Consider the following 16009-nt stretch of genomic DNA (forward strand, 5'->3'; position numbering starts at 1 on the left):
CGAGGCTTAACGGGCCAGCCGGCGGGTTCTGGCCTGCTGGTCATCGACCGCCCGCTGCAGCTCGACCTCCAGCGCCTTCTGGGCAACCGGCGCATCGAGCACGAACACCCGTACACCATGCGCGGGAACCTCGGCCTTCAACGTCGCCCCCACCTCGATGGTGCCCTGCCCCAGCGCATCGCGCCACGTGCCGGGCTGCAGGTAGCGGCGCACCTCGATGCGGCGCGCGGCATCGCCCTTGTTGAGCAGTACCAGCGCCGTCTGGGCAACATCGCCGTGCTGCAGCACACGGTAGAACACGGCTTCGTCGCCCTGCAGACGTTCGTTGACCTGCAGGCCACGCTGCAGCGCCGGGGTTGCCTGGCGCAGGCGGGCGATACGCTGCAGCGGCCCGAAAATCGGACTCTGCGGCGCGGCGTCCACCCGTGCCTGGCCGAAGTACGCACGGTTGCCGGCGTGTTCGGCGCGGCTGCGCATGAAGCCGGTTTCCGAGCCGTAGTACAGCACCGGGATGCCGCGCGCGGTGAACAGCCAGTTGTGCGCGTCGATGAAGCCGTTGTCGGTGGCATCCAGCCGCGCCATGTCGTGGTTGTCGTAGAAGCTCATCAGCGCGTACGGGTTCGCGTACGGGCCGCCGAGCAGGTGCAGCGGTTCGGCCAGCGCCTGAAAGCCCTTCTGCTCCTTGCCGAATACCGACGACATCGCCCCGCGCAGCGGGAAGTCCAGCACGCTGACATTGGCGTTGGCAGGCCAGGTGTGCTCGGCAATCCTGCCGGCGTCGTAGTCGAAGGCCTCGCCGAACATGAACATGCCCGGGTGCTCGGCGCGGATGCGGTTGACGAACGCATGCCACCAGGGGTGCGGCAGCCAGCCGATGGTGTCGATGCGCAGCGCGTCCACGCCCTGCGCGGCCCACTGCAGGTAGGCACCCACCAGATAGTCCATCACGGCGGGATTGTGCTGGTTGAAGTCACCCAGCTCGGCCAGGTTGCCGTCGAAGATCGAGCCGTCCTTGCCGTCGACGGGGCCGACGGTGTTGTAGAACCTGTGCAGCGGGACGTGCGCCGGATCGAGCTGCGGCGGCGGCAGGTTCTGGTGGTCGGCGATGAGGGTGCCGTCCTTGTCGAAGATCTGGCCGAACTGCGGCTGCTTCACCGGCATCGTCCAGGCCGGGGAGCCGTGGTTGGCGACGATGTCCAGCACCACCTTCAGGTCGGCGTCGTGCAGGCCGTGGGTGAGCCCGGCGAAGTCCAGGTCCTTGCTGGGCAGGTGCTCATCGACTCTGTAGAAGTTGACACCCCAGTACCCGTGGTAGCCGGTCTTGCCGCGGTCGGTGAGCGTGCTGGTGCAGCTGATCGGCTTGCTGCCGGTGAAGGCCTCGTCCGGGTTGTCGACGATGGGGGTGATCCACACCGCGCCGAAGCCGAGGTTGCGGATGTACGCCGCGTTGTCGAGCACGCCCTTGAAATCACCGCCCAGGTAGCCGATGTTGCCGTCCACCTTGTCCGCGCACGGCACGGGAATGTCGAAGGTGCGGTGCTTGCCCCCCTGGTCGCGGTGGTCATTGGACGGGTCGCCGTTGACGAACCGGTCGGTGACCACGAAATACACCGCGTCGCTGGCGAAGGGCTCCAGCGTGCCCACGTACTCCGGGCGGCTGCCCGCCCACGCGGCGTTGCTCAGCAGCGCCAGCGTCAGGCCCAGCGACAAGGGGGAATACGCACGCATCAGACAACCTCCTGGTGGGCCGGCACCCGCAGTACGCACAGCCCGGCAATGAACAGACTCACCCCGCCCAGCACCAGCACGTGCATCGGCTCGCCGCCGAGCCACACGCGCAGGGTGAAGCCGAGCGCGGCAGCCGCGACCAGCTGGGGAATGACGATGAAGAAATTGAACAGGCCCATGTAGATGCCCATCTTGGCGGCCGGTACGCTGTCGGACAGCAATGCATAGGGCAACGACAGGATCGACGCCCAGGCAAAGCCGACGCCGACCATCGACAGCAGCAGCCAGCGCGGATCATCGATCAACATCAGCGAGATGAGCCCCAGCCCGCCCAGCCACAGGTTGACAAGGTGGCTCCAGCGCAGGCCCATCCAGCGGACCATCACCGGAATCAACAGGGCGGCCAGTGCCGCAAAGCCGTTGTAGGCGCCGAACAGCACGCCCACCCAGTTGGCGCCTTCGTTGTAGGCGGCCGTGGCCGGATCGCTGGAGCCGAAGTGGGTACCGGCCACGGCGGCGGTGGTGTAGATCCACATCGCGAACAGCGCGAACCAGGAGAAGAACTGCACCCACGCCAGCCGCCGCATGGTGCGCGGCATGGCGCGCAGGTCGTCGACGATGACCGCCAGCATGTGCCGTCCGGGAACCACCCGCGCCACGCCCAGCAGCAGGCCGTAGGCCGCGCACAACCCGGCCAGCACGTAGAGCATCTTGTCGCCGTCACGCCACGCGATGGCCATCGCCAGCGCGACGCCGAGTGCGATCCACGCGCCGATCCGGCTCCACGCCGGCGGACCGGTCAACGGCGCGCTCTGCTGCGCGGCAGGCGGTTCGGCGTCGTCGAAGCCGGCCAGTTCCTGCGGCGAATACTCGCGGGTGCTGAACACCGTCCACGCGATGGACGCCAGCAGCACCGCGGCGCCGAAGTAGAACGCGTAGCGCACGGTCGGCGGCACCTCGCCGGCAGCGGCGGTGTTGGCCACGCCGAAGTGGGCCAGGATGAACGGCAGGAAGCTGGCGATGATGGCACCGACGCCGATGAAGAAGCTCTGCATCGCATAGCCGGTGGGGCGCTGTCGCGGCGAGAGCTTGTCGCCGACGAAGGCGCGGAACGGCTCCATCGAGATGTTGATGGAGGCATCCAGCACCCACAGCGTACCGGCCGCGATCCACAAGGTGGGCGAGTTCGGCATCACCAGCAGCGCCAGCGTGGTGAACACCGCGCCGATCATGAAGTACGGGCGGCGGCGGCCCCAGCGCGTCCAGGTGCGGTCGGACAGGTAGCCGATGATCGGCTGCACCAGCAGGCCGGTCAGCGGCGCGGCGATCCACAGCCCGGGCACGGCATCCATCGGTGCGCCCAGCGTCTCAAAGATGCGGCTGGCGTTGGCGTTCTGCAGCGCGAAACCGAACTGGATGCCGAGGAAGCCGAAGCACATGTTCCAGATCTGCCAGAACGACAGCGTTGGCTTGGCGGTGCGGCTCATCGCACGACCTCCGCGTCGCCCGCAATCGGCGCGATCAGCAGTGCGTTGACGGTGGCCGCGTTGAGCATGCCATCGCGCCCGCCCTTGCCGCCGTTGTACTGGGCGAAGTGCTCCAGCGCGCTCATGTTGAAGCCCTGCGCCAGGCTGAACCGGCATCGCCCCCTGGGGAGGTCGAACTCGGCGGCGGTGGACTCCTGCGCGCCAACGCTGTGCGGCATCGCCAGCGTGGCGCGCTGCGCCGGCTGGCCCGCGCACTGCACCTCGAGCTGCTTCACTGCCGCGGTGACACCGGTGTTGATCGGGCCGTTGGGGTTGTCGTAGCGCAGCCGTACCCGCACGCGCGTCGGCGCGGGGGCGGTCCAGGTCCATGCGGCCGCACCGGCCAGACGCTGCTGCGGACCCACGCAGGTGGTCGGGCTGTGCAGCGATTCCAGGGCACCTTCGCGCCGGGTGAGGCTGAGGCAGTGCTGATGGCCGTTGTCGGTGAGGGTATGCGTGGTGCCGCCCACCGGCATGCCGTCCTGCCATAGCTGGTGATGCGCAGGAACCACGACCGTCCAGGTCTTGCCCCGCTTCTGCGGCCGGGGGGCGGCCGGCGTGGCGGGGGCGAAGGCGCTGGGGTCTGCCTGGTCGGGGCGGAACGCGGAAGCGCGCGGCGTGTCTCCTGCCGATGCTGCCGCCGGCGGGTCGGCGAGCGGTTCGAGCTGTACGGTCACGGTGTTGCCCTTGCGCACGATTTTCTTCGCCACCAGCAGCGCGCCGTCCAGTGTGCGCGGACGCTTGAGAACGTAGCGGGTGGTGCCGTCGTCGAGTTCGATGCTGCTACGCGCGCCGAACAGTTGGGGCACCAGGGCGACGGGCAGCTTGGGGGCCACCGTGCCGTCGGCCTCCACGCCGAACACGCCTTCCAGCACCATCGAGAGGTAGCCCGCCACCGACCACAGCTGGCGCGGTGAGTTGACCACCGGGCCGCTCAGCGCGCCTTCGTCCACATGCACGGCCAGGCGGCGCATCTCGTAGTTTTCCATGTTCGATCCGGCCAGCGCGCTGCCGCGCATCAGCGACTCGATCTCCAGCCGGATGCGCGCGGCATCGTCGACGCGGCGTGCGGCGCGCAGCGAATAGGCGCTCACGAACGGCCACACAGCGCGGTTGTGATAGATCGGCTGCTGCGCTTCCTGCGGCCAGACCACCGGGCTGCCGCCCTCCACCACCGGGTAGTTGGCCAGCGCCCGGCGTGCACGGTCGGCCGGGAACACATCGGCCAGTACGCCCAGCGACATCCCCAGCAGGTCGTACTTGGCGTAGGGCACCGGGTGCGCGGCCTCGCCGATGTAGCTCATGTACATCCCGGCGTCCTCGCGCCAGAAGCGCGCGTCGATCTGCCGGGCCAGCGCGTCGGCCCAGGCGGCGTACGTCACGGCGCGTTCGTCGCCCACCTCGCGCGCCATTTTCTCGGCCAAGCGCAACGCCTCATAGTGCAGCACGTTGGTGGACAGCGCGAAGGAATCCCCGATGAAACGGACGTCCTCGCGGGTCCAGTCCGGGTAGGTCTGTTCGCGCCAGTCCAGGAATGAGGTCTCACCGCGGTACAGCCCCACGCGCGCATCGAACACCATCGCGCGGTCCTGCGCCAGCGTGGCCTGCAGTGCCTCCCAGGTCTGGCTGGCGAACGGGGTACTGTCGAGCAGCCCGCGCGCGGCCAGGAACCAGACCACCCGGTCGCTGCTGATCGGCCAACTGCCGCCGGAGCCGGTGTCCTGGGCCACGAACAGACCCGGGGTATGCCCGTCGCGGGCGGCGGAGAGTTTGAACTGCAGGGACTGCCGGGTGCGCACCGGATCCAGCCGCGACAGCGCCAGGTCGGCGGCGAAGCTCACATCACGCGTCCATACGTAGGGCCAGCGCTCGCCGGTCTGGAAGCAGGCGCAGGGCACCGGGTTGCCCTGGTTGAAGGCGGGGTCGCGGATCGCCTCGACGCGGTCGGCCGCAAGCTCCTGCTGCGCCAGCGCGAACAGCGCATCGAACATCACGCTGCCGGTCTGGCTGCGCATCGGCTGGGCACCAATGGCCACCACGCTCTGCCCGCTGGACAGGCGGAATCCGCCGTCGGCAGCCACATCCGCGCGCGCCGTGCGGCCATCAAACGTCAGGTCGGCCGCCGCAGCGGTCGACATCATCGCCGCCCCAAGGGCCGCGGTCAGGCAGATCATCTTCAGCATCGAAGCGGCGGACCGGCTTGCGCCCGTCGGCCTCCCTCCCTCTTTGCACGCGTTGTGGTTCCCCTGCACCGGCTGCCCGGCCCGGGGGTCGCGGCCCCCTCCCAGGGTGCCTGTCCTCATGGTAGACGGCACGCCACGGCGCGCGCCTGCCTGCATACGTATTCATGCCGATGCAGCGCACCGACCGGCCGGGACGCGGGAATCGCGTGGCTATAGTCCAGCCTGGTTCCGGCCACCTTGGGAGGGGAAATGCCGACGAAACTGCTTTCACCGCGCGGCATGAACGCGCACGTCTACCGGCTGGGTGCGCTGCTGGCGCTGCTGGTGGCCACCGCGGCCGCCTGGGCTGCGCCGGTCACTGTGGCCAGCGTGGAATCACCCGGGAAGGTGCTGCGCGTGTCGCTGCAGCTCGATGGCGGCATGCCGACCTACCGGGTGGAGCGCCTCGGCGAGACGGTCGTGGCCGAGTCCCGGCTCGGTTTCCAGCTGCGTGACGGACGGCTGGACCGCGACCTGTCCCTGCTCGGCCAGAGCACGCGCAGTGCCGACGGGCAATGGGAACAGCCGTGGGGCGAACGTCGCTTCGTGCGCGACCACTACAACGAAGTGACCGTGCAGCTGGGCGAACGCAGCGGCGCCCGGCGTCGCATCGATCTGGTGTTCCGCGTCTACGACGACGGTCTTGGCTTCCGCTACCGCTTCCCGGAGCAGGCAGGCATGCGCGAGGCGATCATCGACGAGGAACTGACCGAGTTCGTCATCGCCTCCGAATCAACCGCGTGGTGGATCCCGGCCGGTGAGCCGATCCACTACGAGTACCTGTACCAGCGCACGCCGCTGGAGCAGGTGCCGGTGGTGCATACGCCGATCACCCTGCGCAGCCGCGACGGCCTGCACGTGGCGATCCACGAAGCGGCGCTGGTGGATTACGCCGGCATGTGGCTGCGCCGTACCGAAGGCCAACGCCTGCGTGCCCAGCTGTCGCCGTCGGCCGAGGGATGGAAGGTGCGCCGCACCCTGCCCTTCGATACGCCGTGGCGCACCCTGCAGATCAGCGACCGGGCCGGCGGGCTGGTCGAGTCCGACCTGATCCTCAACCTCAACGAACCCAATGTGCTGGGCGATGTGAGCTGGGTGAAGCCGTCCAAGTACCTCGGCGTGTGGTGGTCGATGCACCTGGACAACGAAAGCTGGGCCACCGGCCCGAAGCACGCGGCCACCACCGCCAAGACCCGCAAGGTGATCGACTTCGCCGCCGCACACGGATTCCGCGGCGTGCTCGTGGAGGGCTGGAATCCCGGCTGGGACGGCAACTGGGTGGGCAACGGCTACGACTTCGACTTCACCCGCCCCACCGCCGATTTCGACATCGAGGCGCTGGCCGCCTATGGCGCGAAGAAGGGCGTGCACCTGATCGGCCACCACGAGACCGGCTGCGCGATCGAGCATTATGAAGACCAGCTCGGTGCCGCGCTGCACCTGTATGCGCGGCTCGGCGTGGATGCGTTCAAGAGTGGCTACGTCTGCGATGACGGCCAGGTGGACCGGCGCAATCCGGCCGGCGGCCCGCTCTGGCGTGAGTGGCACGACGGCCAGTTCATGGCCCGCCACCACCTGAAGGTGGTGCAGGAAGCGGCAAAACGACACATCGCGGTGAACCCGCACGAGCCGATCAAGGACACCGGCCTGCGCCGCACCTATCCCAACTGGGTGTCCCGCGAGGGCGCGCGTGGCATGGAGTACAACGCCTGGGGCCAGCCTCCCAATCCGCCCGAACACGAAGTCAACCTGGTGTTCACCCGGATGCTGTCCGGGCCGATGGATTACACCCCCGGCATCCTCAGCCTGAAGGGGCGCGGCGGTCAGGCCATCCCCAGCACGCTCGCACGGCAGCTCGCGCTGTACGTGGCGATCTACAGCCCGATCCAGATGGCGGCCGACCTGCCCGAGCACTACGAACAGCATCGCGAGGCGTTCCGCTTCATCGAAGATGTGGCCGTGGACTGGGACGACAGCCGTGTGCTGAACGGCGAGGTTGGGGACTACGTCACCCTGGTGCGCAAGGACCGTCACAGCCGCGACTGGTACCTGGGCAGCATCACCGACGAGCACGGCCGCGTGCTGCCGGTGTCGCTGGGGTTCCTGGAACCGGACGTGCGCTACCGCGCCGAGATCTACCGCGATGGCGAGCGCGCCGATTACCGCAGCAATCCGTTCGCGTTCGAGCGCGAAACACGCGAAGTGACCAGCGCCGATACGTTGAGCATCGTTCTCGCGCCGGGCGGTGGCCAGGCCATTCGTTTCACGCCGTTGTGAACGACAACTGCGGCAGCGCGCACCACGCCTCACCGGGCGTGCCGGCCGCTTGCCCGGCACGCCCCTTCATGACGCATCTGTAATCGCTTACAGCCGCTGAAATTCCATTGAATACGTATGCAGGGTGATTCCCGCAGCGGATGCCCTGCCTACCATAGCCACGCAGTCAACGGCCACCGCGCCGCGACGCTCCCGGGTCCTCCGGGCAAACACAAATCGATTGGCAACATTGCCTGGGAGGGGAAAATGTTGAACCGCAAGCGCAGCGCGCTGAGTCTCGCGCTGGCCGTCGCCCTGACGCCGTTGATGGCATCGGCGCAGACCGCCGAAACGGACACCACCACACCGAAGACCGCGACCTCGGCCACCAACCTGGACACCGTGCAGGTCACCGGCATCCGCCGCGGCATCGAGAACGCGATCGCGATCAAGCAGGACGCCACCTCGGTGGTCGAAGCGATCTCGGCCGAGGACATCGGCAAGCTGCCCGACGTGAGCATCGCCGAATCGCTTGGCCGCCTGCCCGGCCTGGCCGCCCAGCGTGTGGCCGGTCGCGCCCAGGTGATCAGCGTGCGCGGCCTGTCCCCGGACTTCGCCACCACCCTGCTCAACGGACGTGAGGTGGTCAGCACGGGCGACAACCGCAGCGTCGAGTTCGATCAGTACCCCTCGGAACTGGTCAATGGCGTGGTGGTCTACAAGACCCCCGATGCGGCACTGGTCGGCCAGGGTCTGTCGGGCACCATCGATATGCAGACCGTGCGCCCGCTGAGCTTCGCCGACCGCGTGATCGCCATCAGTGGCCGCTACCAGAAGAGCTCGCTCGGCAAGGCCGCCAACGTGGATGCGTTCGGCAACCGCTTCAGCGCCAGCTACATCGACCAGTTCATGGACAACACCCTGGGCCTGTCGATCGGCTATGCGCACAGCGACAATCCGATCCAGGAAAACCAGGTCGGCCTGTACGAGCCGTGGACCACCGAGCATACCGACAACGGCAACCGCCCCGGCCTGGCCCCGGGCACCGCGTTCTCCGACGGCATCAAGGCGCTGCGCCGTACCGGCAACAACAAGCGTGACGGCTACATGGCCACCGTGCAGTTCCGTCCGTCCAACACCTGGACCAGCACGCTCGACGCCTTCCACACCGAAGCCGAGCAGATCGATACCGCCAACCAGTTCGAGCTCAACCTCAGCAACTACAACGGCGGCTACACCCCGGGCCTGCTGATCACCAACCCGCAGGTGAACGCCGACGGCACCTTCACCGGTGGCACTGCCACCGGCGTGTACCCGCTGGTGCGCGGTATGTACAACCAGCGCAAGGACAAGATCGACGCGTTCGGCTGGAACAACGAGTTGAACTTCGACGGCATCAAGGTGGTTGCCGACGTCAACTACTCCAAGGCCACGCGCGACGAGCTGAATCTGGAAAACAACCTGCAGCTCACCCCGATGCCGCAGCTGGATTCGGTGGGCGTGGTGGTGAACCCGAACGGCTTCTCGCAGATCCGCCCGGGCCTGGACTATTCCAACCCCGACGCGTTGTTCCTGACCAACACCATCTACGGCTCCGGCTACGGCAAGGTGCCGCAGGTGGAAGACCGGCTGAAGGGCGCGCGCCTGCAGGCCACCTTCGCCATGCCCGAGGCGCTGGACTGGTTCTCCGACCTGGACGTTGGCGTGAACTACGCCGACCGCCGCAAGGAAAAGACCCAGGCCGAAGGCAACATCCTGCTCGGCGCACAGGGTGATGCGAACATCGAACGCGACCTGCAGTACGCGCCGGTCAACCTGGGCTTTGCCGGGCTGGGCTATATTCCGGCCTGGAACGTACCGGGCGCCGTCTCGCGCTACATGACGTTCAATCCGGTCACCAATCTGGACTACCTGATTCCCAAGTCGTGGGTGGTGCAGGAGAAGACCACCACGGCGTGGCTGCGCGCCAACCTCAACACCGACATCGGCGAGGTGGGCGTGCGCGGCAACATCGGTGTGCAGATGATCCGCACCGACCAGAGCTCGCAGTCCAACTACTTCGACCGCTCGCGCCCGGCCGGCCAGGAAGTGCTGCCGATCGACGCCGGCAAGACCTACACCGACTGGCTGCCGAGCTTGAACCTGGTCTTCATGTTCCCGCACCAGCAGACGCTGCGCTTCGCCGCCGCCAAGCAGGTCGCGCGCCCGCGTGTGGACCAGATGCGCGCCGGCCTGGAGTTCGGTGTGGATACCGCCACCGGCAAGCCCGGCGGCAGCGGCGGCAACCCTCTGCTCGACCCGTGGCGCGCCAACGCGATCGACCTGTCCTACGAGAAGTACTTTGGCGAGAAGGCCTACGTGGCCGCGGCTGTCTTCTTCAAGGATCTGAAGAGCTACGTCTACACCCAGTCGGTGGATGACTACGACTTCAGCGACCTGCTGGCCAGCTATGTGATTCCGCCGGGCATGAGCGCCCCGCTGCTGACCTCCGGCACCTTCTCCGCACCGCAGAACGGCCAGGGCGGCAAGCTGAAGGGCCTGGAGCTGACCGCCTCGTTCCCGCTCGAGATGGTCTCCGACAGCCTGCGCGGCTTCGGCATCCAGGCCGCTGCCACCTTCAACGACAGCGACATCAAGATCCTCGACCCGGAAAGCGCGTCCAGCGTCGGCAGCGATCCGATCAGCCTGCCGGGCCTGTCCGAACGCGTGTACAACTTCACCGCGTACTTCGAGCGCAATGGGTTCGAGGCCCGCATCAGCCAGCGGCGGCGCTCGGACTTCATCGGCGAGATCGGCAACTTCAACGGCAACCGCACCCTGCGTTACGTGGTGGGCGAGAACGTGACCGATGCGCAGGTGAGCTATACCTTCGCCGACAGCAGCAGCCTGCACGGGCTGACCCTGCTCCTGCAGGGAAGCAACCTGACCAACGAGCCGTACCGCACCTATGCCGGCACCAAGGACAAACCGCTGGAGTACGTCGAGTGGGGCCGGACGTACATGCTGGGTGTGAACTACAGGTTCTGATTCCCGCGCAGCAACGTTGACGAGAACCCGCTGCCTGGCAGCGGGTTTTCTGTTTTCGGCGAACGCGGAGTCTTCGCAACCCCGCCAGACAGCGCCGAGCCCTCGGCTGTCGCACCGTAGAGCCGGGCTCTGCCCGGCTGCCGCGCGACGCGCGGGATTTTTGGCGCCGGCACGAAGGGCAGCCGGGCAGAGCCCGGCTCTATAGGCGCCGCGCGGGATGTTCGATGCCGGGGCGAAGGGCAGCCGGGCGGAGCCCGGCTCTACAGGCGACGCGCGGGATGTTCGATGCCGGGGCGAAGGGCAGCCGGGCAGAGCCCGGCTCTACGGGCGACGCGCGGGATTTTTGGCGCCGGCACGAAGGGCAGCCGGGCAGAGCCCGGCTCTATAGGCGCCGCGCGGGATGTTCGATGCCGGGGCGAAGGGCAGCCGGGCAGAGCCCGGCTCTACGGGCGACGCGCGGGATGTTCGATGCCGGCACGAAGGGCAGCCGGGCAGAGCCCGGCTCTACGGGCGACGCGCGGGATTTTTGGCGCCGGCACGAAGGGCAGCCGGGCGGAGCCCGGCGCTACGGGCGACGCGCGGGATTTTTGGCGCCGGCACGAAGGGCAGCCGGGCAGAGCCCGGCGCTACGGGGATGTCGGGGTTGTCGCTGCCTGCCGGGCCAAAAAAAGGGCGGGGCACGTGGCCCCGCCCTCTCAATACCACCGGAAAAACGTGTCAGTCCCTGCGCGCGCAATACATCGACTGTGCCGGCAATGTCAGCTCGCCCGCCGCTGCGGTTCCCACGTCCGGCCCCGGCACGTGCAGCGGCTGCCACTGGCCCGCCGGCAGCGCCACGCGCGCCGTGTCGGCCGACAGGTTGAACGCCAGCAGCAGCGTCTCGCCGGCATGGCGACGCTCGAACATCAGCACCGGCTCGGCCGTCTCCAGGAACGCGATGTCACCCACCAGCAGGGTCGGCATGGTCCGCCGCCACGCCAGGAACTGGCGGAATGCGTTGAGCACCGACTGTGGATCGCGGCTCTGCACGGCTACCGCCGCCGCCTGATGCTCGGCCGGAATCGGCAGCCACGGCGTGCCGGTGGTGAAACCGGCCAGTGGCGCGTCGATCCACGGCATCGGCGTGCGGCAGCCGTCGCGGCCCTTGAAGTTCGGCCAGAAGGTGATGCCGTACGGGTCCTGCAGGGCCTCGAACGGGACGTCGGCCTCGCCAAGCCCCAACTCTTCGCCCTGGTACAGGCAGATCGAGCCACGCAGCGAGCACAGCAGCGCCACCAGCAGGCGCGCCAGCCGCGGCTGCGCCGGATGACCGCCCCAGCGGGTCACCGCACGCTCCACGTCGTGATTGGAGATCGCCCAGCACGGCCAGCCCTCGGTCATGGTCGCTTCCAGCCGCGACACGGTGTCGCGGATGTAACCGGCGCTGAAATCCTTCACCAGCAGCTCGAAGCTGTAGCCCATGTGCAGGCGGCCAGGCGCGGTGTACTCGGCGGTGGTGGCCAGCGAATCCTCGGCGGAAATCTCGCCCAGACTCACCGTCCCCGGGTACTCGTCGAGCAGGCCGCGCAGGCGCTCGATGAAGCCCAGGTTCTCCGGCTGCGTGTTGTTGTAGTAGTGGTACTGGTAGGCGTACGGATTGTCCGCGCTGAAGCCCCGGCCCACCCGCTGCTCCAGCGGCTTGGCCGGGTTGTCGCGCAGCTGCGCGTCATGGAAGCAGAAGTTGATCGAGTCCAGGCGGAACCCGTCCACGCCGCGGTCCAGCCAGAACCGCACATAGTCCAGCGTGGCCTGCTGCACGGCCGGATTGTGGAAATCCAGGTCCGGCTGGTCGGCCAGGAAGTTGTGCAGGAAATACTGCTCCCGGCGCGGCTCCCACTGCCAGGCCACGCCGCCGAAAATCGACATCCAGTTGTTGGGCGGGGTGCCGTCCTCGCGCGGGTCGGCCCACACGTACCAGTCCGCCTTGGGGTTGGTGCGGTCCTGGCGGCTCTCGCGGAACCAGGCATGCTCGATCGAGGTGTGGCTGAACACCTGGTCGATCATCACCTTCAGGCCCAGCGCATGCGCCTTGGCCAGCAGGCGGTCGAAGTCGGCCAGGGTGCCGAACAGCGGGTCCACATCGCGGTGATCGGCGATGTCGTAGCCGAAGTCGGCCATCGGCGAGGTGAAGAACGGGGAGATCCAGATCGCGTCCACGCCCAGCGCGGCCACGTAGTCCAACCGGTCGATGATGCCGGGCAGGTCGCCCACCCCGTCGCCGTTGGCATCGAGGAAGCTGCGCGGGTAGATCTGATAGATGACGGCGCCGCGCCACCAGGGAATCTGCAACATTGAGGGCCCCCTCCGGGCTTCCAGGGCACCCGATCCGGGGGCCAGAACATACCCGCCAAGCTTAGCGGCGGCCCTGCCGGGATGGCGCTGCATGCATACGTATTCACGCCTGCGGCCGCCCCGGGCGGTCTTCGCGGGCGGAAGACGGCCGCAACGCCTATAATTCGCTGTACGCCTGAAAGTCAGACCGCATGACCATCACCGAAGACACCCGCCCCGCGCTGGGCCTGCCCCAGATCCAGTCGCTTGCCGCGCCCGACATGGCCGCCGTCGATGCCCTGATTCGCCGCCGACTGTCTTCGGATGTCGTCCTGATCAACCAGATCGCCGACCACATCATCTCCGCCGGCGGCAAGCGCCTGCGCCCGATGCTGGTCATGCTGGCCGGCCACGCGGTCGGCCAGGCCGGGCCGGAGCACCACCAGCTGGCAGCGATCATCGAGTTCATCCACACCTCGACCCTGCTGCACGACGACGTGGTGGACGAGTCCAGCCTGCGCCGTGGTCGCAGCACCGCCAACGCCCTGTGGGGCAATGCGCCGAGCGTGCTGGTGGGCGATTTCCTGTACTCGCGCAGCTTCCAGCTGATGGTCGAGTTGGACCGCATGCCGGTCATGCGGATTCTGGCCGACACCACCAACCGCATCGCCGAGGGCGAGGTGCTGCAGCTGCTGCACGTCCACAATCCGGACACCGACGAGGCGGCCTACCTGCGCGTGATCGAGCGCAAGACCGCGGTGCTGTTCGCCGCCGGCACCCGTCTGGGCGCGCTGGCCAGCGGCGTGGACGAGGTCACCCAGCAGGCGCTGTACGACTACGGCATGCACCTGGGCTACGCCTTCCAGATTGCCGACGATGTGCTGGACTACTCGGCCAACGCCGACGAACTGGGCAAGAACCTGGGCGACGACCTCGCCGAGGGCAAGGCGACCCTGCCGCTGATCCACGCGATGGCACATTCGGATGCGACCACCCGCGAGCGCCTGCGCGAGATCGTGCAGAACGGCGATGCCGAGGCGATGCCGGAGGTACTGGCCGCCATCCACGCCACCGGCGGGCTGGACTACAGCCGCCGTCGGGCCGAGGAATATGCCGACGCCGCCGAGCGCGCGCTCGACGCCCTGGCCGACAACGATGCCGTCGCCGCCCTGCGCGGTTTGGCGCGCTACGCGGTGCAGCGCTCGCATTGAGGCAAGCTGGGCCGACCGCGGGTCGGCTGCACCGCGCATCGCGCCGGCCGGCTCCCCTCAGCGACGCTCGAAGCGCTCCTCGAAGAACTCGTCCAGTGCCTTCCAGGCACGCCTGGCGGCGCGCGGGTTGTACAGACAGCCCGGCGGACTGTTGGCGTCGGACTCGGCAAAGCAGTGCACCGCGCCGCTGTAGTTGGTGAACGTCCAGTCGACCTTGGCCGTGTTCATTTCCTGCTCGAAGCTGGCGATGTCGTCCTTGCTGACGCCCTTGTCGTCGGCACCGTTGAGCACCAGCACCGAGGGATGCGTGCCACCGGCCTTCGCAGGCAACGGCGAACCCAGCCCGCCGTGCAGGCTGACCACGCCGGCCAACGGCGCACCGGCGCGCGCCATCTCCAGCACCGTGGTGCCGCCGAAACAGAAGCCGACCGCGCCGATCCGGGCGGCGTCCACCGGCGCCTTGCCGGCCTGCGCCTTGAGCACCTCGATCGCCTTCAGCGCGCGTGCGCGCAGCACCGGCCGGTCATTGCGGAGTTTCGTCGCGACCGGTCCGGCCTCGGCATCGGTCTTCGGGCGCACCCCCTTGCCGTACACATCGGCGACCAGCACCACGTAGTCGTCGCCGGCCAGCTGCTTGGCCTTGGCGATCGCCGAGTCGTTCACACCCTTCCAGTTGGGCACCATCACCAGACCGGGACGCGTGTCGGATTCGCTGTCGTCGTAGACCAGCACGCCGCTGAAGGTGGTGCCGTCCAGGCTCCACTCCACCGGCTGGGTCTTCATCGCCGCCATCGCCGGCAACGCGGCCATGCCCAGCAGCATCGCCGCACCCCACTGCCATCGCCTGTTCATTCGCCTGCTCCTCGGAAGAGAATCCCGACTATACGGCGCGAAGCCGCAACGTCACGTAGAGCCGGGCGCTGCCCGGCTATCGCGCGCAGCGCGGGGGCGCGTGGCCGGATCTACGGGGGATCGCGCGCGGTGTGAGAGGGCGTGGCCGGACCCACGTAGAGCCGGGCTCTGCCCGGCTGTCGCGCGCAGCGCGGGGGGTGCGTGGTCGGATCGGAGAGCAGCCGGGCAGAGCCCGGCTCTACGGGGATCACGCGCGGTGCGAGAGGCGCGTGGCCGGACCCACGTAGAGCCGGGCTCTGCCCGGCTGTCGCGCACAGCGCGGGGGATGCGTGGTCGGACCGGAGAGCAGCCGGGCAGAGCCCGGCTCTACGGGGATCACGCGCGGTGTGAGAGGTGCGTGGCCGGACCCACGTAGAGCCGGGCTCTGCCCGGCTATCGCGCACAGCGCGGGGGGTGCGTGGCCGGATCTACGTGGGATCGCGCGCGGTGTGAGAGGTCGTGGCCGGATCGGAGAGCAGCCGGGCAGAGCCCGGCGCTACGGGGGATCGCGTGCGGTGTGAGAGGTGCGTGGCCGGACCCACGTAGAGCCGGGCTCTGCCCGGCTATCGCGCGCAGCGCGGGGGGGTGCGTGGTCGGACCGGAGAGCAGCCGGGCAGAGCCCGGCTCTACGGGGGATCGCGTGCGGTGTGAGAGGTGCGTGGCCGGACCCACGTAGAGCCGGGCTTTGCCCGGCTATCGCGCGCAGCGCGGGGGGTGCGTGGTCGGACCGGAGAGCAGCCGGGCAGAGCCCGGCTCTACGGGGGATCGCGTGCGGTGTGAGAGGTGCGTGGCCGGACCCACGTAGAGCCGGGCTTTGCCCGGCTATCGCGCGCAGCGC

At 68.4% G+C, this 16009-nt stretch carries 8 protein-coding genes; 3 read left to right on the forward strand and 5 right to left on the reverse strand.

Going from position 1 to position 16009, the window contains the following annotated elements; all coding sequences use genetic code 11:
- Nucleotides 1-6: 6 nt before the first annotated feature.
- The 3 genes from GDJ08_RS06370 to GDJ08_RS06380 are packed head-to-tail and all read right to left on the reverse strand — an operon-like array spanning nt 7 to nt 5437.
- The gene (locus GDJ08_RS06370) at nt 7-1728 is read right to left on the reverse strand and encodes an alpha-amylase family glycosyl hydrolase (protein WP_153164513.1); all 1722 of its coding nucleotides are present in this window, start codon (nt 1726-1728) and stop codon (nt 7-9) included.
- Nucleotides 1728-3215, reverse strand: coding sequence for an MFS transporter (locus GDJ08_RS06375; protein ID WP_136006111.1), 1488 nt, complete (start codon nt 3213-3215; stop codon nt 1728-1730). The genes GDJ08_RS06370 and GDJ08_RS06375 overlap by 1 nt, the downstream gene beginning before the upstream one ends.
- Nucleotides 3212-5437, reverse strand: coding sequence for an alpha-L-rhamnosidase-related protein (locus tag GDJ08_RS06380; RefSeq protein WP_153164514.1), 2226 nt, complete (start codon nt 5435-5437; stop codon nt 3212-3214). Before GDJ08_RS06380 ends, GDJ08_RS06375 begins: the two co-directional genes overlap by 4 nt.
- Nucleotides 5438-5686: 249 nt before the next feature.
- On the opposite strand from GDJ08_RS06380, the gene GDJ08_RS06385 reads away from it, so the two are divergent.
- Nucleotides 5687-7753 carry a glycoside hydrolase family 97 protein gene (locus GDJ08_RS06385; RefSeq protein WP_153164515.1) on the forward strand — a complete coding sequence of 689 codons (2067 nt, stop codon included), beginning with the start codon at nt 5687-5689 and terminating at the stop codon, nt 7751-7753.
- 246 nt (nt 7754-7999) lie between these two features.
- The gene (locus GDJ08_RS06390; RefSeq protein WP_165699766.1) at nt 8000-10759 is read left to right on the forward strand and encodes a TonB-dependent receptor; all 2760 of its coding nucleotides are present in this window, start codon (nt 8000-8002) and stop codon (nt 10757-10759) included.
- 717 nt (nt 10760-11476) lie between these two features.
- Here GDJ08_RS06390 and GDJ08_RS06395 read toward each other — a convergent pair.
- Entirely contained in the window at nt 11477-13090 is a 1614-nt protein-coding gene (locus GDJ08_RS06395; RefSeq protein ID WP_153164516.1) for an alpha-glucosidase, read from the reverse strand.
- Nucleotides 13091-13281: 191 nt separating this feature from the next.
- On the opposite strand from GDJ08_RS06395, the gene GDJ08_RS06400 reads away from it, so the two are divergent.
- Complete coding sequence (locus tag GDJ08_RS06400; protein ID WP_017356714.1) at nt 13282-14280, forward strand: polyprenyl synthetase family protein; 999 nt, start codon at nt 13282-13284, stop codon at nt 14278-14280.
- 57 nt (nt 14281-14337) lie between these two features.
- On the opposite strand, the gene GDJ08_RS06405 is transcribed toward GDJ08_RS06400, so the two are convergent.
- Complete coding sequence (locus tag GDJ08_RS06405; RefSeq protein WP_017356715.1) at nt 14338-15132, reverse strand: dienelactone hydrolase family protein; 795 nt, start codon at nt 15130-15132, stop codon at nt 14338-14340.
- Nucleotides 15133-16009: the final 877 nt, after the last annotated feature.

Origin of the sequence: Stenotrophomonas nematodicola, assembly GCF_009467805.1 — a bacterium.
Classification (GTDB): Bacteria; Pseudomonadota; Gammaproteobacteria; order Xanthomonadales; family Xanthomonadaceae; genus Stenotrophomonas; species Stenotrophomonas nematodicola.